Annotated in this window: 17 protein-coding genes; 10 read left to right on the forward strand and 7 right to left on the reverse strand. The window is 62.2% G+C overall.

Annotation, left to right across the window (positions count from 1 at the left end):
* The first annotated feature begins 13 nt into the window (after positions 1-13).
* Positions 14-3,352, forward strand: a complete 3,339-nt coding sequence (locus tag CSQ92_RS25605) for a DEAD/DEAH box helicase (RefSeq protein ID WP_257219351.1) — start codon at positions 14-16, stop codon at positions 3,350-3,352.
* A 180-nt stretch (positions 3,353-3,532) separates the two neighbouring features.
* Here the strand turns inward: CSQ92_RS25605 and CSQ92_RS25610 are convergent, their stop codons facing one another.
* Both CSQ92_RS25610 and CSQ92_RS25615 read right to left on the reverse strand, forming a co-directional pair.
* Positions 3,533-4,933 carry a heavy metal sensor histidine kinase gene (locus CSQ92_RS25610; RefSeq protein WP_099395747.1) on the reverse strand — a complete coding sequence of 467 codons (1,401 nt, stop codon included), beginning with the start codon at positions 4,931-4,933 and terminating at the stop codon, positions 3,533-3,535.
* The gene (locus CSQ92_RS25615) at positions 4,930-5,640 is read right to left on the reverse strand and encodes a heavy metal response regulator transcription factor (protein ID WP_099395748.1); all 711 of its coding nucleotides are present in this window, start codon (positions 5,638-5,640) and stop codon (positions 4,930-4,932) included. The genes CSQ92_RS25610 and CSQ92_RS25615 overlap by 4 nt, the downstream gene beginning before the upstream one ends.
* Before the next feature lie 138 nt (positions 5,641-5,778).
* Here CSQ92_RS25615 and CSQ92_RS25620 point away from each other — a divergent pair, with 138 nt between their 5' ends.
* Positions 5,779-6,273, forward strand: a complete 495-nt coding sequence (locus CSQ92_RS25620; RefSeq protein ID WP_099395749.1) for a GlcG/HbpS family heme-binding protein — start codon at positions 5,779-5,781, stop codon at positions 6,271-6,273.
* An 11-nt stretch (positions 6,274-6,284) separates the two neighbouring features.
* The gene (gene uraH, locus CSQ92_RS25625; RefSeq protein WP_099395750.1) at positions 6,285-6,695 is read left to right on the forward strand and encodes a hydroxyisourate hydrolase; all 411 of its coding nucleotides are present in this window, start codon (positions 6,285-6,287) and stop codon (positions 6,693-6,695) included.
* A 7-nt stretch (positions 6,696-6,702) separates the two neighbouring features.
* Here uraH and CSQ92_RS25630 read toward each other — a convergent pair whose 3' ends face one another.
* Positions 6,703-7,401, reverse strand: coding sequence for a glutathione binding-like protein (locus tag CSQ92_RS25630; protein ID WP_099395751.1), 699 nt, complete (start codon positions 7,399-7,401; stop codon positions 6,703-6,705).
* Between the two features lie 177 nt (positions 7,402-7,578).
* Between CSQ92_RS25630 and CSQ92_RS25635 the strand changes: the two genes are divergently transcribed.
* On the forward strand, positions 7,579-8,004 hold the full coding sequence (locus tag CSQ92_RS25635) for a hypothetical protein (RefSeq protein ID WP_034781263.1): 426 nt from the start codon (positions 7,579-7,581) through the stop codon (positions 8,002-8,004).
* Between the two features lie 4 nt (positions 8,005-8,008).
* Here CSQ92_RS25635 and CSQ92_RS25640 read toward each other — a convergent pair whose 3' ends face one another.
* On the reverse strand, positions 8,009-9,661 hold the full coding sequence (locus CSQ92_RS25640) for a methyl-accepting chemotaxis protein (RefSeq protein ID WP_099395752.1): 1,653 nt from the start codon (positions 9,659-9,661) through the stop codon (positions 8,009-8,011).
* A gap of 288 nt (positions 9,662-9,949) precedes the next feature.
* On the opposite strand from CSQ92_RS25640, the gene CSQ92_RS25645 reads away from it, so the two are divergent.
* Positions 9,950-10,378 carry an EamA family transporter gene (locus tag CSQ92_RS25645; RefSeq protein ID WP_070280120.1) on the forward strand — a complete coding sequence of 143 codons (429 nt, stop codon included), beginning with the start codon at positions 9,950-9,952 and terminating at the stop codon, positions 10,376-10,378.
* A 73-nt stretch (positions 10,379-10,451) separates the two neighbouring features.
* Entirely contained in the window at positions 10,452-10,817 is a 366-nt protein-coding gene (locus CSQ92_RS25650; protein WP_099395753.1) for a hypothetical protein, read from the forward strand.
* A gap of 112 nt (positions 10,818-10,929) precedes the next feature.
* On the opposite strand, the gene CSQ92_RS25655 is transcribed toward CSQ92_RS25650, so the two are convergent.
* Complete coding sequence (locus CSQ92_RS25655; RefSeq protein ID WP_034781252.1) at positions 10,930-11,355, reverse strand: hypothetical protein; 426 nt, start codon at positions 11,353-11,355, stop codon at positions 10,930-10,932.
* A gap of 171 nt (positions 11,356-11,526) precedes the next feature.
* Here CSQ92_RS25655 and CSQ92_RS25660 point away from each other — a divergent pair, with 171 nt between their 5' ends.
* Positions 11,527-12,369, forward strand: coding sequence for an AraC family transcriptional regulator (locus tag CSQ92_RS25660; protein WP_257219352.1), 843 nt, complete (start codon positions 11,527-11,529; stop codon positions 12,367-12,369).
* 54 nt (positions 12,370-12,423) lie between these two features.
* On the opposite strand, the gene folE is transcribed toward CSQ92_RS25660, so the two are convergent.
* Together folE and nudC are read right to left on the reverse strand one after the other, a co-directional pair.
* The gene (folE, locus tag CSQ92_RS25665) at positions 12,424-12,990 is read right to left on the reverse strand and encodes a GTP cyclohydrolase I FolE (protein WP_034781250.1); all 567 of its coding nucleotides are present in this window, start codon (positions 12,988-12,990) and stop codon (positions 12,424-12,426) included.
* Positions 12,991-13,064: 74 nt separating this feature from the next.
* On the reverse strand, positions 13,065-13,904 hold the full coding sequence (gene nudC / locus CSQ92_RS25670; RefSeq protein ID WP_099395754.1) for an NAD(+) diphosphatase: 840 nt from the start codon (positions 13,902-13,904) through the stop codon (positions 13,065-13,067).
* A gap of 291 nt (positions 13,905-14,195) precedes the next feature.
* On the opposite strand from nudC, the gene CSQ92_RS25675 reads away from it, so the two are divergent.
* The 3 genes from CSQ92_RS25675 to CSQ92_RS25685 all read left to right on the forward strand — a co-directional run bounded on the left by CSQ92_RS25675 (position 14,196) and on the right by CSQ92_RS25685 (position 19,328).
* On the forward strand, positions 14,196-16,529 hold the full coding sequence (locus tag CSQ92_RS25675) for a catecholate siderophore receptor Fiu (protein ID WP_099395755.1): 2,334 nt from the start codon (positions 14,196-14,198) through the stop codon (positions 16,527-16,529).
* 384 nt (positions 16,530-16,913) lie between these two features.
* Positions 16,914-18,227: a dicarboxylate/amino acid:cation symporter gene (locus CSQ92_RS25680; RefSeq protein WP_034781235.1), complete on the forward strand. Its 1,314-nt coding sequence runs from the start codon at positions 16,914-16,916 to the stop codon at positions 18,225-18,227.
* Positions 18,228-18,335: 108 nt separating this feature from the next.
* On the forward strand, positions 18,336-19,328 hold the full coding sequence (locus CSQ92_RS25685; RefSeq protein ID WP_034781233.1) for a porin: 993 nt from the start codon (positions 18,336-18,338) through the stop codon (positions 19,326-19,328).
* The last annotated feature ends 16 nt before the right edge of the window (positions 19,329-19,344 follow it).

The following is a 19,344-nucleotide window of genomic DNA, read 5'->3' on the forward strand; positions in this document are numbered from 1 at the left end:
AATATTGGTCATCATGAATCAGGCAGAACAGCAGCGCCTCCTGGCTATCCTGGAGTATTGGCACAAGATCGAATTCTTTATCCCGTTTGACCTGAATCAAATCACGGACGTTGAAGACCAGTCCACCGTGCGCCTCCTGCACCGCGAACAGCTGGCGCAATTGCCGCTGCAGTTCGCCACGCAATGGCAAGTGCCGTCCGACCGCGAGATCGACGGCTTCTCGCTGTTCCTCGGCGTGTTCGACAAAGCCGAAATCAACAAGGCTTGTCCGCCGGCCAACGGCCCGGAAAACATGGCCGAAACAGAAAAAACAGAACTGCTGGGACGCTCGTGCTTTGCCCGCCTGAACCTCAATGCGCTGGGCGAGCCGCAGTTCGACCCCGTGTCCGTGTCGACCTTGCCGTGGGCGCTGGGCCGCGCCCGCACGCCGGACTGGTCGGGGCTGAGCCTGGACGCCTTCAGCGACAGCCAGCTGGCGCTGCAAGACAGCCTGCGCAACTTCGCCGCCGCGCGTGCCCCGCAGCAAGTGACGGACGAAGCGGGCAATGTCTCGTCGCCCCTGTCCGGCATGGAAATCGCGGCCCTGGCCGATCTGCTGCGCGACTGGGCCGGCTTCCACCCGTCGGCCGGCCAGCCGCTGGCCGTGCTGGAATTGCGCACGCGCAAGAAACGCGCCGCCGTGACGGAAGCCGATGCGCTTGAGTCCAGCCAGAACCGCAGCCTGGACTTCGGCGACACGGTGGAACCATCGATCGATATCCTCAACAGTTTTTACCTCGATGACCTGGAACAGATCATCCGCGCCCTGCGTGGCGGCAAGCTACCCGCGACGGTCGCCGCCTATCTGACGCCGCTGGCGCAGGATGAACGCATCGACCTGTACAGCCCGGCCGGACGCCAGGCGCTGGCCGCCATGCTCAATCCGGCGAACATGAACCGGGGACACTGGCTGGAAGACGCCAGCTACGCCATGAGCCTGATGCAGCAGTTCGCCATCCACGGTGCGCGCACGGGCGTGAGCGAGCGCGGCATCTTTTCCGTCAACGGTCCGCCGGGCACGGGCAAGACCACGTTGCTGCGCGAATTGTTTGCTGACAATATCGTGCGCCGCGCCAGCGTGCTGTCCTGCCTGGACCGCGCTGGCGATGCCTTCATCGGCAAGGTGGCAGTGGCCTTCGAAGGTGTGCGCGACCCGATTACCATCGCCCGCCTGCGTCCGGAACTGACGGGCTTTGAAATGGTCGTCGCCTCGTCGAACAATGCAGCGGTGGAAAACATTTCTGGCGACCTGCCAAAACCCAAGCAGCTGGGCAAGGAATGGGCGCGCACGCGCTACTTTGAAAGCGTGGCGCGGCGGGTCGTGGCAGACGGCAATGGCGCCAACCGCGCCCTGGGCGAGGCGGAAGCGCCGTGGGGCTTGATGTCTTGTGCGCTGGGCAATAGCGCCAACCGCCGCCGCTTCGTCAGCAATTTTTATGACGACGACTGGGACAAGACCACGGCGCGCAAGACGCCGAACGCGCAGAATATCCGCCAGTGGCTGGCCAGCTACCAGGGCGTCAGCTTCGCCCAGGCGGCGCGCGAGTTTCGCGAAACGGAACACGTGGTGGAAAAAGCCCTGGCCGAGCACGCCCAGTACGCGGCCCTGTGGCAAGCCGTGGGCACCTGCACGGAAGCAGACTTCATGCAGGCCAGCCAGCAAGCGCTGATTGCGGCTGAGCAAGAGATGGATGCGGCGAATGGCGCCCTGACCGACGCGCTGGCGCAGCAGGACACCCTGCTCGCCAGCAAGAAGGAATTGCTGGAAGAAGAACGCCTGGTGGCGCTGACGCAGCCCGGCTTCTTTGCCCGGCTGTTCCGCACGGCACCGGCGCGCGCCTACAAGGATGCCGTCGTCGCCAATGCCGAGGCGCAACGCCAGGCCGCGCGCGACGTGTCCGCCATCAAACTGCTGCTCAAGGGCGAGCTGGAGCCGCGCTGCGAGCGCGCCCGCAACAGCCTGCACATCGCCCGGCGCACGGCGCAGTCGCGCCAGCGCGAATGGGATGACAGCACGGAACTGCTGCGCCGCGCGCGCATGCGTTTTCCCACCATCATCGCGCCGGCCACCCTGGACGAGCTGGACGGCGACGCCCTGCAAATTGGCGGCCTGTGGCATGAGCCGGCCCTGGCCCGCCTGCGCTCGCGCCTGTTCGCCAAGGCCCTGGCCCTGCATGAAGCGTGGCTGGCGGAAGTGGCAAAGAAGGGTGGTCCCGGCTTTGGCGGCAACTTGCTGGCCGTGTCGAAATTGCTGAAAAACAAGCGCGCCTATGACCAGTCGCACATCGCCATGGTCTGGCACAGCCTGTTCATGGTGGTGCCCGTCGTGTCGACCACGTTCGCCTCGTTCGCGCGCCAGTTCCAGGGCATGGGCCCTGAATCGCTGGGCTGGCTGTTCATCGATGAGGCGGGCCAGGCCGTGCCGCAAGCGGCGCTGGGCAGCCTGTGGCGCGCGAAACGTGCTGTCGTCGTCGGCGACCCGCTGCAGATCGAACCTGTCTTCACGGTGCCGGGCCGCCTCGTGCAAACGTTATCCGCCCTGTCGCCGCACACGCAGGATGGCAGTTACGCGCCAACCTCCGTTTCCGTGCAGACCCTGGCAGACAAGGCCAACCGCTATGGCGCCGTCGTCGGCGCCGGCAGCGCACAGCCGCTATGGATCGGCAGCCCCTTGCGCGTGCACCGCCGCTGCGTGGAGCCGATGTTTTCGCTGGCCAATAGCATCGCCTACGAAGACAAGATGGTCTACGCCTTGAGCGAACGCACGCCGCCGGCCGGCGCGCGGGGCCTCACGAAAGGCCCGAGCCGCTGGATCGACGCTCTTGGCCCCGTCAGCTACAAACAGGTGGTGCCCGTGCAGCTCGATTTCGTGCTGGAAGTGCTGCTGAAACTGTATCGCCGCGACGGCAAGCTGCCCGCCATGTATGTGATTACGCCGTTCAAGGCCGTGCGCAACGAATTGCGTTCGCGCATCGTCGACATGGACTGGGACCGCCGCCTCGGCTACGGCAAGGCACCGACGGCGCGCGAATTGCGCCAATGGAGCAGCCAGATGGTGGGCACCGTGCACACCTTCCAGGGCAAGGAACAAAGCGTGGTGATGCTGGTCCTCGGTGCCGACGACAGCACGGTAGGCGCCGCCCAGTGGGCGGCCGCCACGCCGAACCTGCTCAACGTGGCCCTGACGCGCGCGCAGCACTATGTGTACATCGTCGGCAACCCGCTGCTGTGGGGGCAGTTGCCGCACTTTGCACCGGCGTGTGCGCAATTGCCGCATACGGGCATGCATGAGTTTTTGGTGGAGATGGGGTAGGTCGGATTAGCGGGGGCCGCCGAGGCTGCCAACGCGTAATCCGACAACATTGTTGGCGGCTCTTGTCGGATTACGCGTAGCTTCGCCTCGCTAATCCGACCTACCCTGCGCCGGAATGCGGCGTAGGTCGGATTAGCGGGGCCGCCGAGGCGTAGCGTAATCCGACACCACCCCAGTCAATTACGCCGGAAAAACCAGGGTAAACGTCGTGGCGGCCGCGTCCGACGCCACGGTCGCGCTGCCGCCATGCAACTGCATGATGGCCGTGACAATGGCCAGCCCTAACCCTGTGGAGGCGGCCGAATCGCTGCGGGCCGGGTCGGCGCGGTAGAAGCGCTCGAACAGGTGCGGCAAGTGGCGCGCGGGGATGGCGGACCCCAAGTTGCTCACACTCAATTCCACCCCCTCGTTCGTCGCGTGCGAGCGCAGCAGTATCGTGCTGCCCGGCGCCGCGTGGCGGATGGCATTCGACAGCAGATTGCCCAGCGCGCGGCGCAGCAGTTGCGGCTCGGCCGTCACATTGCCGCTGCCGTGGCAAGCCAGCGCCAGCCCGCGCTCTTCGGCTAGTCCCTCAAAGAAATCGGCCAGGCGCAAAAACTCGTCCTGCACGGGCAAGGCTTGCTTGACGAGCACCATTTCATCCTGCTGCGCGCGCGCCAGAAACAACATGCTGTCGATCATGCGCGACAGCCGTTCCAGCTCTTCCACATTCGATGACACCAGCTGTTCATAGTCTTGCGCACTGCGCGGGCGGGCCAGCATCACCTGGCTTTGTCCCAGCAAATTGGTGACGGGCGTACGGAATTCATGCGCCAGGTCGGCGGAAAACTGCGACAGCCGCGCATAGCCTTCCTGCAGCCGCGCCAGCATGGCATTCAAGGCCTGGATCAGGGGCAGCAATTCCGTAGGCGCGCCGCGCGCATCGAGTTGCTGCTCCAGCTTGCCCGGCCGCACGAGGGCCGCATGGGCGGCGATATTGCGCAGCGGCCGCAAGCCCCGCAACAGCATCAAGCTCGCCAACAATGCCGCCACCAGCGCGCTGACGGCAACGGACACGACGATCTGCCAGCGGTAGGCGGCAAACATGGCCGTGCGGTCGCCATAGACCCTGGCGACGGAGATGTCGGCCATCTGCGCCGGGTCGCCAATGCGCGCGCTGGCCGCCACCACCCTGGCCGGATAACCGTCGCGGCTGGTCCAGCTGACGATGGCGCTGTCCGTGACGGGCGCATCGACGGCCACGGGAACAGGATGCGCCACCGTCTCGCCGTTTGGATTGACATCGATCAAACGCGTGCCATCGGCGCGCACGATGCGGACCAGGGAATTTTCTTGCCCGCTCATGGTGTCGCGGAAATACTGGGGCCGCTCGCGGATGATGTCGAGGGTGCCCGCATTGCCCAGCAGTTGCTGGATCTGCCGCAGTTTTCCCAGCAACAAAATGTCATCGCGGCGCTCGATTTCCGCGACGAACGAGCGGTACAAATGCATGCCCAGCCCGGCCGACACGAGCGCCACGATCAGCACGAACACGAGCGTGACGCGCAGCGTCAGCGAGCGGCGGAGTTGCGCCAGCTTCATTGCGTGGCGCCGCTGTTGGGCACGGTAGGCGCGCGCAATTCGCAGACATAGCCCATGCCACGCAAGGTGTGGATCAGCTTGGGTTCGAACGGGTCGTCGAGCTTGCTGCGCAGGCGGCGGATGGCAGCATCGATGACGTTGGTGTCGCTCTCGAAATTGATGTCCCACACTTGCGAGGCGATGATGGAGCGCGACAAGACTTCGCCCTGACGCCGCGCCAATAAATGCAGCAAGCCGAATTCCTTGGCCGTCAGAGTGATGCGCTGGCCTTGCCGGCTGACCTTGCGTTTCATCACGTCGATTTCCATGTCGCCGATACGGATCACGTCGTCCTCGCGCGGCGGCCCGCGCCGCAGCAAGGTGCGGATGCGCGCCACCAGCTCGGCAAAGGCGAATGGTTTCACCAGGTAATCGTCGGCCCCCAATTCCAGCCCTTTGACCCGGTCTTGCACTTCGTCGCGCGCCGTGAGGAAAATCACGGGCACGTCCGCACCGCCCTCCTGCAGCCGCAGCGCGCGCAAGACTTGCCAGCCATCCATGATGGGCAGCATGACGTCGAGCACGATGAGATCGGGTGACTCCGTACCGGCCATGTGCAAGCCGTCGCGGCCGTTGCGCGCCAGGCTCACCGTAAAGCCGGACTCGGCCAAGCCGCGCAGCAGGTAATCGCCCGTCTTCGGTTCGTCTTCGATTACCAGGATACGCATGGCCACTTTCTAAAGAGAATATAAGACCATTCTACGCCGCGCGCACAGCGCCGCGGATGATAAAAATGTCATGCGGCGATCATCTTCGCGTAGGGTAACACTGGCCATACTGGCGTCACTTGATTCCCTGGACGCCACATGAAAACCCTTCTTTTCGGCAGTACCCTGCTATGCGTGCTGGCCAGCCCCGCACACGCCCAGTTGCGCAAGGTCGATGATCTTTCTCTGCCAGCGGCCAACAAGCTGGCCGATGCGGCCATGGCCGCTTGCCTGGCGCAGGGCCGGCATATCGTCGTTACCGTGCTGGACCGTGGCGGCAATATCATGACGGTGCAGCGCGCCGACGGCGTCGGACCGCACAACACGGAAGCCAGCCGGCGCAAGGCGTATACGGCGCTGTCCACCAAGAGCGATACCTATGCGCTGGCCGTGGCCGCGAACGCCAATCCGGAGATGCGCAACCTGACTACCGTGCCGGAACTATTGCTGCTGGGCGGCGGCCTGCCCTTGCGAGCCCAGGGCGAAGTGGTCGGCGCCATCGGCGTGGCCGGTGGCGGTGGCGCGCAGCAAGACCGTGCCTGCGCCCAGGCTGCCCTGGCCGCCATCCCCGAACTCGATTCTCCCACCCTTTGAAAGACACGACGATGACGTACCTGAAAAAGATCACCGCCGCCCTGGCCTTCGCCAGCCTGTCCAGCATGGCCCTGGCCGCCGCCAATCCCTTGAGCGTGCACATCCTCGACTTGCAGAGCGGCCAGCCGACAGCGGGCGTGACGGTCACCCTGGAGCAAAAGAAAGGCGAAGGCTGGCAACAGCTGGCCAGCGCCGTGACGAATGCGCAGGGGCGCATCGCGGCCATGTATCCGGAGGATGCTCCCATGCAGGCGGGCGATTACCGCATCGTGTTCAAGACAGGCGAGCACTATGCGCGCCTGAAACAGGAAACCTTCTTCCCGGAAATCCCCGTGCAATTCCACGTGGAAAAGACCGACCAGCACTATCACATTCCCTTGCTGCTCAGTCCTTTCGGTTTTTCCACTTACCGAGGAAACTGACCGTTGATCACGCCACCGTCTTCGCCGTCTGCCCGAACAGCACGCTTTTCGCGTCGCCGCTGACGGTGGGCTGCACATTGATTTCAGCCGCCCGCGCATACGCGCGCACGGTGGCGGGACGGGCGGCAATGGCCGCGAACCAGCGCGCCAGGTGCGGGAAATCTTCCAGCTTCTGGCGCTGGCGCTCGTGCGGCACGATCCACGGGTAGATCGCCATGTCGGCGATGGAATACGTGTCGCCGGCCACGAATGCGCGGTCCGCCAGGCGCTTGTTCAGCACCCCGTATAGCCGGTTCGTTTCGTTGACGTAGCGCGTGATGGCGTAATCGATGGGTTCGGGCGCATATTGCACGAAATGGTGGTTTTGCCCGGCCATGGGGCCAAGGCCGCCCATTTGCCAGAACAGCCACTGCATCACTTCGGCGCGTCCCCGCACGTCGTCCGGCAGGAATTGCCCGCTTTTCTCGGCCAGGTATTGCAAAATCGCGCCCGACTCGAACAGGGACAAGGGCGCGCCGCCATCTTCCGGTGCCTGGTCGACGATGGCGGGGATGCGGTTGTTCGGCGCGATGGCGAGAAACTCGGGCTTGAACTGCTCGCCCTTGCCGATATGCACGGGAATAATGTTGTAGGGGATGCCCGCTTCTTCCAGGAACATCGTCACTTTGTGCCCGTTGGGCGTGGTCCAGTAATACAGGTCGATCATCGTGGTCTTTCCAGGTAGATAAGTAGGGCAGGCGGCCTCCGCATCACTATTGTCGCGCCGCAACTGATATGCATGGATATAATGCCACGTAAGCGAAAAACAAGACGGCGCAAGCATTCACTAGCGCCGTCACGCAGGCATCCCGACATTCCCGAGCACCAACCAAGAAAGCCGACCATGCGCAAACTCCTGATCGTCACGCTGTCCGTCCTGCTGTCAGGCTGTGTCCAGGACTTCGCCATCTACATGTTCGATGGACAGGACCATTCCCTGACCGTGCGCCGCCAGCAACGTTATTTTTGGCAAGATACCGTGGAAGTGCAGCTGATGGCGACCAATTTGCCGCAATGCCAGCGCCTGCATACCCTGTCGACGGATGCGCCAGCCGACATCACCGTCGAGCTGTTTGCAGCCGGCGATGGCATCTGGAATATCCGCATGGGCAAGCAGCTGTGGCAGGCGGAAACGAATACCTGCAATGCGCTGACGGAAATGGAAAACGACCCGAAAGCCGACCTGGGCCAGCCGGTCGGGCAATTCGTGGTCGTCGATGACAAACTGGAATTCGAACCGGCGCCGCAAGCGGCGGCGCCAGCCCAATAAAATCCTAGCGCGCCGCCAGGCTGCGCAGCGGCTTTTTCGCCACGGCGCGTGGCGCGCCAGCAGAACTTGCCGCCAGGCGCGGCGACGTCCCCGTCCCAGGCTCCTGCGCCGACAGCTTGAAGCGCGCCACCAGTTGCGCCAGCACGGCCGCCTGGTCCTGCATGCTCGACGCCGCGGCCGCCGCCTCTTCCACCAGTGCCGCATTTTGCTGCGTCACGCTATCCATCTCCGTGATCGCCTGGTTGACGTGGCCGATACCCGTGCTTTGCTCGTGCGAAGCGGCCGTGATGTCGGCCATGATGTCGGTCACGCGCGAAACGGAAGCGACCACCTGATCCATGGTCGTGCCCGCCTGTGCGACGAGCGTGCTGCCGGCCGCGATGCTGTCGACGGAAGCGCCGATGAGTTCCTTGATTTCCTTCGCCGCGCCAGCGGACCGTTGGGCCAGATTACGCACTTCCGACGCCACGACGGCAAAGCCGCGTCCCTGCTCGCCGGCGCGCGCCGCTTCCACGGCCGCGTTAAGCGCCAGGATATTCGTCTGGAAAGCGATGCCATCGATGACGCCGATGATGTCGACGATCTTGCGCGACGAAGCGTTGATGGTATCCATGGTGCCGATCACTTGCGCCACCACGGCGCCGCCCTGGCGGGCCACGGCGGAAGCGGACTGCGCCAGTTCATTCGCCTGCACGGCGTTGCCCGCGTTTTGTGTCACGGTCGAGGTCAATTCCTCCATCGAGGCCGCCGTTTCTTCCAGCGAACTGGCTTGCATTTCCGTGCGTGCCGACAAGTCCATATTGCCGCTGGCAATCTCGCTCGATGCCGTGGCAATCGTCTCGGCGCTGTGGCGGATTTCACTGATCGCATCGACCAGGTTGGCTTGCATGGTTTTCATTGCGTACAGCACGCTGTGGCGGTCGTTGGCATGCGTGCGCACGACGCCGCTCAAATCGTTATTCGCGATCTTTTCGGCCACGTCGGCCGCATACTCGGGATCGCCGCCCAGCGCATGGCGCAAGCTGCGGTTGATCACGACGACGACGGCGGCCAGCAGCGCGCACACGAGGACCAGCACGCCCAGCGAAGTCAGCAGCGACTGGCGGAAGGCCGCATCGATATCATCCATGTACACGCCCACCACCAGGGTCCAGGCCCATGGCTTGTAGGCCACCACGCGGCTCATCTTCGGTTCCGGGGTCTTCTGGCCGGGACGGGGGAAATAATAGTGGACGAAGCCCTTGCCTGCATCGGTCTTGCCGACGGCAACGATGTCGCGGTACAGATAAGTGCCGTTGGCATCTTTAAAATCCGACATGTTCTTGCCATCGGTTTGCGGTGCGGCGGGATTCATCACGACGACGGCATCGAGGTTGATGATGGACAAATAACCGGTTTCGCCGAAACGCATGCTCTTGATGACGGCCGTGGCCTGCTTCTGCGCTTCTTCCTTCGTCAAGGCGCCGCTGGCGGCCAGGTCGCCGAACATCTTGACGGCGCCCAGGCCCAGGTCGGCGGCATTGCTCAGGTCGGCGCTGCGCTCTTCGATGCGGATCTTGCGAACTTCCAGCGCGTTATAGACAAAAATAACGGTGATGCACAACAAGCTGCAAATCAGGGGAATCCATAACTTCTGCTGGAACGTCAATTTCTTCATGCTGTGTCTCCAACTATCTATTTGCGGCGATGGGGCGTGGCCCGCTTCCTGCCCTGCAAGCCAGGAATGCGGCGGCGACGGTGCTCTGGCGGCACCGTTCAGACTGCTTCAGCATACGCTCGAACGACCGATATTTACAATGCCGGGAAGCAATGAATTTTGCCCAGTGTTGTTAATGCGTTGCGACAATTGATGAGAATTGATGCTGCATTGCAATAAAAATGCGGCCAGCGGCCGCCGTTCTTTTGCGCTACAGTCACTGCCATTCCCCACCGCGCGAGGAGTCCCATGTCGACCACCATGAGCTGGCAAGGCTTTGCCATCCTGTCGGCCGTGTTCGCGGCCCTGACGGCCATCCTGGGCAAGCTGGGCGTAGCCCACCTGAACAGCAATATGGCCACCTTGATACGCACTGGCGTCATCCTGCTGGTGACGGCAGCCATCATCTCGCTGCGCGCGGAATGGCAGCGCCCGTCCGGCGGCAATTGGGTGGGCTGGACTTGCCTGATCGCTTCGGGCGCGGCCACGGGGCTGTCGTGGCTCTGCTATTTCCGTGCGCTGCAGCTGGGGCCCGTCTCGCTGGTGGCGCCCGTCGACAAACTCAGCGTGGCGCTGGTGATGCTGGCCGGCTGGCTCGTGCTGGGCGAACCGTTCACCGTGAAAGCGGCCATCGGCGGCGGCTTGATCGTGCTCGGCTCGCTGATTTTGCTGTTGTAATGCATTCCCCGGCACGCGGCGGCGCGCCTGTGTCAGAATGCACGCCGCATAGATCGAATCACGAAAGAACAGCATGACCAAGAATGAAGCCATGAAACGCATCAACGACCGCCTGGGCAAACCCACCCTGACGGACAAGAACACGCATTTTGCCAGCGTCGCCAGCTATGGCACGGACGAAGGCTGGTGGCTGAAGATCCCCTTCCTGACGTTCAAGCAGGAATTGCACTTCATCCTCAACAATGAAAAAACGAAAAGCTTCCAGCACCTGAAAATCGGCGCCAACCAGATCCTCAGCCCCGGCATGAAGTTCCGCAGCACGGGCGGCGCGGCCGACGTCTTCATGTCGGCCTCGGCGCCGAAACGCCTGGTCGACTTGCTCGACGGCGGCAGCAAGTACAACTTCACCAAGCATTTCGTCAACGACTATCGCTACTAGTCCCACCTGACCCAACCTGCTGCGCGTCGGTATAGGCAGCCTGCGATGCTCACCGTACTAGAGTACGGTTGCGCTTCTCGGCTACCTCTCCCTTCCGCTCGCGACGGTTTGGTCAGGCGTCGTGACGCCTTGTCGGATCATTGTGGGGCGGCAGCCACGCCCTGAGCAAATGCTGCGCGATGTCGAGCGCGTCGTCGCGGCTGGTGCCGAAATGCAGGGGATAGCCCCAGAACTTGCCGAACATCACGGCAAAGGCCTTGCCGGCCAGGCGCTTGGCGGCGCTCGGTTCGACCAGCACCATGCCCTGGATATACGCGCGGATGGCCGCCTTGTTCTGCTTCATCCATAGTGAAGCCCGCTTGCGCTCTTCCTGCGGGTGTTCATGCCCGTCCTCGTCAAAGCCTTCTTCGCTGAGGATGACAAACGCCTGGCGGCGCGCCAGCAGCGCGTCAAACTGGGCAAACAGAATATCGGGCTGGACAGGTGCTGCCTCGCGGCGCATCCAGACGAGGGGGAAAGTGGATAGATCAAGCTGCATGGTAATGACTCCTTCAAGGGGGTTGCCGTTCCTCCTCACCTTCATCAGAACACGGGCGGCGGCGGTTGCCGTTGAAGCGGGGCTGCGGATGCCCATACGATAGCGTTGGCAGCGCTGCGCGTCATTGCATAAAATAGCCACAATATTATTCAATCCAGCCAAAGTACTCCCATGCCCCATCCCCTCTTGCCCAGCATGCTGACGGCCCACCTGGGTCTGGACGACGACGCTTCCATCCTCGATTTCGACGTCGATGGCGTGCTGCGCCCCTTGCTGGCCGTGGGCCTGGCCAGCGTGCCCGAGGATGCGGAGCAGGCGCCGCATCAGCACCGCAAGGGGCAGTTGCTGTATGCCACGCGGGGCGTGATTCATTGCGAGGTGGAAAGCGGCGTGTGGATCGTGCCACCGCAGTGCGCCGTGTGGATACCAGGCGGTCTGATGCATGCTGCGCAGGGCGTGGGCGAGGCGGAATGTTATTGCCTGTTTATCGAGCCGGCCATGGCGCCAGCCTTGCCGGCCGTCTGCTGTACCGTGGCCGTTTCGCCCTTGCTGCGCGAACTGATCGCCAAGGCGACCGTTTTTCCCACCCTGACCGTGCTGCAGGGCGCGCAGGAACGCCTCGTGCTCACTTTGCTCGACGAGCTGGCGGCCGCGCCCGTGGAAGACTTGCATCTGCCGATGCCGCGCGATGCGCGTTTGCGCTGCCTGGCTTCCCTGCTGCTGGCGCAGCCTGCCGATAAAAGGACCTTGGCCGAATGGGCCAGCCGCATCGGCATGAGCGAGCGCAGCATGACCCGGCAGTCACTGGAGGAAATGGGCATGAGTGTAGGCCGCTGGCGCCGGCAATTGCACGTCATCCTTGCCTTGCAACGGTTGGCGCAAGGGCGCAGCGTGAAAGCGGTGGCGCTGGAACTCGGTTATGAAAATACCAGCGGTTTCGTCACCATGTTCCGCAAGGCCGTGGGCAAGCCGCCGGCGCGCTACCTGGCGGAACGGGAATCGAAGAGAATATAAAACGCATAAAAAAAGGCGGCATATTCCGCCTTCATCCTGCATCGTCGCTGAAAATCAGACTTCGCGCGCCAGCGCCAGAAATTCCGTGCGCAGCGCCAGGTTCGGCTGCATCTCGCCCAGCATGGCCGAGGTGATGGTTTCTTCGCCCGGCGTGCGGATGCCGCGGCTTTCCATGCACAGGTGGCGGCAACGTACGACCACGCCCACCGATTTCGGTTCCAGCACTTCCATCAGGGCATTGGCGATCTGCATCGTCATGCGTTCCTGCACTTGCAGGCGCTTGGAGAAGCAATCGACGAGGCGCGTCAGTTTCGACAGGCCGACGATCTTGCCGTTGGGCACGTAGCCGATGGTGGCCTTGCCGAAGAACGGCGCCAGATGGTGCTCGCAATGGCTGTAGACGGGAATGCCGCGCACGACGATCAGCTCGTTGTACTGTTCCGCGCCATCTTCGAAGGCTTTCAGTAAGTCCACCGGATCCTGGCCATAACCGGACGTCCAGTGTTTCCAGGCTTTTGCCACGCGCGCCGGCGTTTCCAGCAAGCCAGGACGCTGCGGATCTTCGCCAAGGCTGCTGATCAACCGGCGCCAGTCGTTTTCGGAGAATTCTTCTTGAGACATGCTAAACCACCCTAAAATTTTCAATTGCCGCCAGTATATAGAAAATGCGGCAAGCTGCCCGAGCAGTCCCCGCTTTACGACACTGCCGGCGGACGGTGGGCGCCGACCAGCAGCGCGGAAATCGACACGCTCGAACTCGCTTCCGGCCACGCATCGCCGGGGCCGAACCAGCGCGCCTCGGCGATTTCATTCTCGTCGAGGCGAATCTCGCCATCGAGATAATCGGCCGTAAACGCGATCATCAGCGAATGGGGAAACGGCCAGGATTGGCTCATGAAGTACTGCAAGTTATGCACGCGCAAGCCCACCTCTTCCATCACTTCGCGGTGCACGGCTTCCTCGATCGATTCGCCCGCTTCCAGGAAGCCGGCCAGCGGACTGAAACGCTGCGATGGCGAATGCTTGTGCATGGCCAGCAGCACCTGGTCGCCCTTGCGGATGAGTACCATCATGGCTGGCGAAATACGCGGATACGCGAGCATGCCGCAGGCGGCGCATGTGAAGCAGCGCTCGCCAGGCGTGCGCTGCATGGGTGTGGCGCATACGCCGCAATGGCGGTGCGTGCGCGCCCACTCGGCCAGTTGCGCGGCGCGGCTGGCCAGGCCCAGGAAAGCATCGTCGACGGCATTAAACAGCGAACGCATGCCGTGCCAGGCCAGAGTGCTATCGGCGGGCAACAGCTCCTCATCCGTCCAGACGGTCTGGCAATAACGGCCCTGCCACAGGCCCACGGGCTGGGCGCGGCTGAGGTCGATATCGAGCGCGGCCGCCTCGGCGGCATTGGGCAAGGACAGCTCGGACGTGCGCAACAATAAACGCCCGCGGTGAAAGACGAATGTGAGCGTGTCGGCTGCCGCCGGGGCCGGTTCGGGCGCATCGATCAGGGGGACAAAGGCTTCGGGAGTTTGCAGCATGCTTGGCGGAAATTTGTAAAGGTTGCTTATCATACTCCCGCCGGCGGACGCCTGCGCGCATAGCAGCGGCCAGGCCGCAAAGCAAGCATTCATGAGCCATGACAGTGTTTTTTTTGCGGCACACCCAATCCGTTGCGTAAACGAGACTGATAACGATTCTCATTTACGAATGAGTGCCCAATAATTACAATGTCTGCCAACCCGTCCATCGCCAGCCACTTGCCCGCTTGCCACAGCACAGCGGCGCAGAGCCAGCCAGGAACCACTACCTGACCTTATCGAGAGAGCAAGATGGCAATCAAGAGCCGCAAACACGCCCCAACCCGTTTCAACCAGCACATCGGCGCCGCCCTGGCCGTGATGCTGCTGCCCGTCGCCGCCCAGGCGGCAGACCCGGCCGGCCAGAGCGCCCCCGCATCGCAGCAAACCCTGAACGAAGTCAAGGTCATTGGTTCCAAGGAAAACGACTTCAAGGCCGAAAAAGCCTCGTCGCCAAAATACACGGAAGAGCTGGTCAATACGCCGCAAACCATCGTCGTGATCAAGAAGGAATTGATCGAACAGCAAGGCGCGCTGACCCTGACGGACGCGCTGCGCAACACGCCTGGCGTCGGTACTTTCTTCCTCGGTGAAAACGGCAACACGAATACGGGCGACGCCGTCTACATGCGCGGTTTCGATTCGTCCGGCAGCATCTATGTCGATGGCGTGCGCGACGTGGGCTCCATCTCGCGCGACGTCTTCAACATCGAACAGATCGATGTACTGAAGGGCCCGGCGGGCACGGACAGCGGCCGCGGTTCGCCCACCGGCTCGATCAACCTGGTCAGCAAGACGGCGACCATGGAAAACAAATTCAATTCGCTGCTGACGGCGGGCAGCGGCAAGCAGAAACGCGCCACGGCCGACTGGAACCGCATCCTCGACAGCGACTCGGGCACGGCATTGCGCCTGAACCTGATGACGCAGGACAGCGGCAACCCGGCGCGCGATGAAGTCAAGAACAAGCGCTGGGCCTTCGCGCCCACCGTCACCTTCGGCATCGGTAAACCAACGCGCATCACGGCCAGCTACCTGCACGTGGATCAAAACAATGTGCCCGACGGCGGCGTGCCGACCATCGGCCTGCCTGGCTACTCGACACCGGACACCATCACGCCAACGAACAAGGTCATCCGCACCTTCCTGAACGGCGCGACCAAGGTCGATCCGAAGAATTTCTACGGTTCCACCTCGGACTACGACAAAATCAAGGCCGACATGGGCACCTTGCGCATCGACCATGATTTCTCGCCGAACGTGCAGATCCAGAACACCACGCGCTATGGCAAGACCCAGCAGGACTATCTGCTGACGGCCTTCATGGCCAACACCGCCAACCTGAAGACACCAGTCACCACCGATCCATCAACGTGGACCCTGGCGCGCTCGCTGCGCACCGTCAAGGACCAGGAAAACACGATCCTGACCAACCAGACCGTGGTCAGCGCGCAATTCGACACGGGCGTGCTGAAGCACTCCCTGGTAGCCGGCGCCGAGTTCACCAGCGAAAAACAGACCAACTACAGCTATGTGCCCGCCAGCCTGGGTACCTTGCCGGCAGCGAACCTGTACAACCCGAATCCGCGTGACACCGTCACCGGCCATAACCCCGTACGCAGCGGCGCCTTCACGGAAGGCGAAGTCAACACGCAAAGCCTGTATGTCTTCGACACCATCAAGGTCGGCGACAAGTGGCTGTTCAACGGCGGCGTGCGCTTCGACCATTTCAATACCACGTATGACGCCATCACCCTGCAAACGGCCGTGACTGCGCCCGCGGTACAGCCATTGCCAGTGGGCACGCCGATTCCTACCCACCTGACCCTGAGCGACACCCTGGCCAACGGCAAGATCTCGGCCATGTACAAACCGACGCCGGACAGCAGCGTGTACGCCTTGCTGGCCACGTCGAAAGCGCCGCCTGGCGTCAACTTCGCCCTGAGCACGGGCGCCAGCAGCGCGCAAAACCCGAACTATGACCCGCAGGAAACTATCACCAAGGAAATCGGCACCAAGTGGGACTTCCTGAAGCAAAAACTGTCGCTGTCGGCGGCCGTCTACCAGACCACCGTCAAGAATGAAGTGGAACAGGACCCTGTCATCCCGACCATTTATTACCAGACCGGCAAGAAGCGTGTGGAAGGCCTGGAACTGGGCGTGGTGGGCGAAATCATGCCGAACTGGCTGGTCAGCGCCGGCTACACGCGCATGAATACCAAGGTCGAGTCGGGCAAGGTCGTCACGGCCAGCGGCATCAATAACCTCAGCTACACGCCAAAACAGGCGTTCACCAGCTGGACCTCGTACACCCTGCCGTTCGGCCTGAAAATCGGCGGCGGCGCGCGTTACGTGGGTGAAATGCTGCGCGGCACCGATGGCGCCGTCGGCACGCCGGCACGCGTGGATGCCTACTGGGTCTTCGATGCCATGGCAACCTATACCGTCAACAAGAACCTCGACTTGCAGCTGAACGCCTACAACTTGGCCGACAAGACCTATGTGGCGGCCATCAACAAATCCGGCTTCCGCTACACCCCGGGCCAGCCGCGTTCGTTCAGCCTGACGGCAAATATCAAGTTCTGAAATCAATAGAACAGAAACTCCACCACATCAAGCCCCTCTTCGGAGGGGCTTTTTTATTGTCCTGCCAATCTTGTCTTTTTGGCGCACCGCCGCCCTGCCGCGACTAGCGTATGAAAAGTCATACAGCGATATCCCGCCGCGTCCAATATTTCGCGCAAGCACGCCAAGTTGCGACATCTAAACAACAAAAAAGCTTCCTTAAATCAACAACTTAAGAAGTTAGGTTCCAAATTCCCATTTCAGGCATATCCTTTGCTATGTACAGGTTTTGCTGCAAATAATCGCTGGCACGCAAGGGCTTGTTTTTGAGAAATATTGACTCCAAGCTTGAGTTGCTCGCTATCAATAATCCGCTCACAGCGGCGTTTCACCGGAGGAGTCAAAATGAAAAAGAAACGGCCATTAACCCTGTACATCCTGATTGCCATGATCCTCGGCATTGCCGTGGGCTATGGATGCAACACCGCCTTCCCTGATGCCAAGCTCAGCGCTCAGATCGCTGGCAATATTTCCATCGTTACCGACGTCTTCCTGCGCCTGATCAAGATGATCATTGCGCTGCTGGTGTTCTCCACCCTGACGGTCGGTATCGCCCACATGGGCGACGGCAAGACGGCGGGCCGTATCGGCCTGAAAGCCATGTGCTGGTTCGTCGTTGCCTCGCTGGTGTCGCTGGCGCTGGGCATGGTGCTGTCGAACCTGATGCAGCTGGGAACCAACCTCGGTTTGCCATTGCCGGACATCCACGCGTCGACGAATCTGAAAACGGCCGCCTTCACCTTGAAAGATTTCTTCACGCACCTGGTGCCGAAGTCGCCGATCGAGGCCATGGCCAACAATGAAATCCTGCAAGTACTGGTGTTCTCGATCTTCTTCGGCGGCGCACTGGCCGGCCTGGGCGAATCGGGCAAGACCCTGACGGCCGTCGTCGACCAGCTGGCACAAGTCATGCTGCGCATCACCGGCACCATCATGAACCTGGCCCCGCTGGCCGTGTTCGCTGCCATGGCCTCCGTCATTACCACCCACGGCCTGGGCGTGCTGGTCACGTTTGCCAAGTTCATGGGCGGCTTCTACGTAGGCCTGCTGTGCCTGTGGGCCCTGCTGATCGGCGCCGGCTTCGTCGTCATCGGCCCGCGCATCTTCAAACTGGTCGGCCTGATCCGCGAACCGTTCTTGCTGGCATTCTCGACGGCCAGCTCGGAAGCGGCGTATCCGAAACTGCTGACGGCGCTCGACCAGTTCGGCGTGGACCGCAAGATTTCCAGCTTCGTACTGCCGATGGGCTACTCCTTCAACCTCGATGGTTCGATGATGTACTGCACCTTTGCCGTGCTGTTCATTGCGCAAGCCTATGGTATCGACCTGTCGATCGGCACCCAGATCACCATGCTGCTGCTGCTGATGCTGACCTCGAAAGGCATGGCCGGCGTACCGCGCGCCTCGCTGGTGGTGATTGCCGCTACCCTGAACCAGTTCAATATTCCGGAAGCGGGCCTGCTGCTGCTGATGGGCGTCGACCAATTCCTCGACATGGGCCGTTCGGCAACCAACGCGGTCGGCAATGCCGTCGCCACGGCCGTCGTCGCCAAGTGGGAAGGTGGCCTGGCCACCGAGGAAGAGGCAGCCGCGGCCAACGCGGCCAGCCAGAACACGGAAAGCCATTGGGGCGAAGCGGATCACGCTAGCAAAGCCTGATAGCGCCATGGCCCGCCACAAGCGGGCCATTTATTTGTTGTCCATGTTGAGTAACAAGCAGTCAGGTAGTGCGATCAGTAGTCATCCCAACTTATTAGAGAGATTTTCATGAAAAAAGTCCTGTTTACCCTGCTGGCCCTTGGCGCAGCTTCCGGCGGCGCGCTGGCCCAATCGAGCGTGACCATCTATGGCGTGGCTGACGCCGGCCTGGTGTTCGACAAGGATGCGGCTGGAGACCGCCTGAACCGCGTCGCTTCCGGCGTAGCCTCGGGCTCGCGCATCGGCTTCAAAGGCAAGGAAGACCTGGGCGGCGGCCTGGCCGCAACCTTCGTGCTGGAAAGCGGTTTCAATATCGACACCGGCACCTCGGGCCAGGGCGGCTTGCTGTTCGGCCGCCAGGCATATGTCGGCCTGACCGGCAGCGCCGGAGCCGTCACCCTGGGCCGCCAATATTCCCCGTACTACCTGGCCCTGCGCGACGTGGCCGATCCGTTTGTCATCGGCCTGGCCGGCACGGCATCGAACCTGATGGCGACGAATATCCGCGTTGACAACATGGTGCAATACACCACGCCAACCTATAGCCACCTGTCGGCCGACCTGGCGTATGGCTTTGGCGAAGTGGCTGGCGACAATGCGAAAAACCGCAGCATGGGCGGCGCCGTGCATTACATCGACGGCCCGCTGAACGTGACCCTGACGCACCACCGCAAGGAAAATGCGCTGGCGACCCAGCAAACGCGCAACACCCTGCTGGCCACGCGCTACGACTTTGGCGTGCTGCAAGGCAACTTCGGCTACGCCGACAACCGCGCCCTCGACAACAGCAAGAGCAACGACATCCTGGTCGGCTTCAGCGCACCGTTCGGCGCCACCAAGCTGGTCGCGTCCTACATCCGCCACAACGACAAGAGCAATGCCAACCGTGACGCCCAGCAGTGGGCCATCGGCGCCTTCTACGCCCTGTCCAAGCGCAGCGACCTGTACACCGGTTACGGCCACATCAGCAACAAGAACGGCGCCACCTTCGTCGTCGGCAATGCCACCGACAATGGCACCGGCAACAGCGGTTTCAATTTAGGCATGCGCCATACCTTCTAAGGACGTCGAGCTGTCC

It is taken from the genome of Janthinobacterium sp. BJB446, from assembly GCF_002735655.1.
Lineage (GTDB): Bacteria > Pseudomonadota > Gammaproteobacteria > Burkholderiales > Burkholderiaceae_D > Janthinobacterium > Janthinobacterium lividum.

Excerpts from the sequence above, each read along its gene's own strand:
- CSQ92_RS25605 (WP_257219351.1), top strand. The coding sequence starts at position 14 with ATGAATCAGGCAGAACAGCAGCGCCTCCTGGCTATCCTGGAGTATTGG.
- CSQ92_RS25610 (WP_099395747.1), bottom strand. The coding sequence starts at position 4,933 with ATGAAGCTGGCGCAACTCCGCCGCTCGCTGACGCTGCGCGTCACGCTC.
- CSQ92_RS25615 (WP_099395748.1), bottom strand. The coding sequence starts at position 5,640 with ATGCGTATCCTGGTAATCGAAGACGAACCGAAGACGGGCGATTACCTG.
- CSQ92_RS25620 (WP_099395749.1), top strand. The coding sequence starts at position 5,779 with ATGAAAACCCTTCTTTTCGGCAGTACCCTGCTATGCGTGCTGGCCAGC.
- uraH (WP_099395750.1), top strand. The coding sequence starts at position 6,285 with ATGACGTACCTGAAAAAGATCACCGCCGCCCTGGCCTTCGCCAGCCTG.
- CSQ92_RS25630 (WP_099395751.1), bottom strand. The coding sequence starts at position 7,401 with ATGATCGACCTGTATTACTGGACCACGCCCAACGGGCACAAAGTGACG.
- CSQ92_RS25635 (WP_034781263.1), top strand. The coding sequence starts at position 7,579 with ATGCGCAAACTCCTGATCGTCACGCTGTCCGTCCTGCTGTCAGGCTGT.
- CSQ92_RS25640 (WP_099395752.1), bottom strand. The coding sequence starts at position 9,661 with ATGAAGAAATTGACGTTCCAGCAGAAGTTATGGATTCCCCTGATTTGC.
- CSQ92_RS25645 (WP_070280120.1), top strand. The coding sequence starts at position 9,950 with ATGTCGACCACCATGAGCTGGCAAGGCTTTGCCATCCTGTCGGCCGTG.
- CSQ92_RS25650 (WP_099395753.1), top strand. The coding sequence starts at position 10,452 with ATGACCAAGAATGAAGCCATGAAACGCATCAACGACCGCCTGGGCAAA.
- CSQ92_RS25655 (WP_034781252.1), bottom strand. The coding sequence starts at position 11,355 with ATGCAGCTTGATCTATCCACTTTCCCCCTCGTCTGGATGCGCCGCGAG.
- CSQ92_RS25660 (WP_257219352.1), top strand. The coding sequence starts at position 11,527 with ATGCCCCATCCCCTCTTGCCCAGCATGCTGACGGCCCACCTGGGTCTG.
- folE (WP_034781250.1), bottom strand. The coding sequence starts at position 12,990 with ATGTCTCAAGAAGAATTCTCCGAAAACGACTGGCGCCGGTTGATCAGC.
- nudC (WP_099395754.1), bottom strand. The coding sequence starts at position 13,904 with ATGCTGCAAACTCCCGAAGCCTTTGTCCCCCTGATCGATGCGCCCGAA.
- CSQ92_RS25675 (WP_099395755.1), top strand. The coding sequence starts at position 14,196 with ATGGCAATCAAGAGCCGCAAACACGCCCCAACCCGTTTCAACCAGCAC.
- CSQ92_RS25680 (WP_034781235.1), top strand. The coding sequence starts at position 16,914 with ATGAAAAAGAAACGGCCATTAACCCTGTACATCCTGATTGCCATGATC.
- CSQ92_RS25685 (WP_034781233.1), top strand. The coding sequence starts at position 18,336 with ATGAAAAAAGTCCTGTTTACCCTGCTGGCCCTTGGCGCAGCTTCCGGC.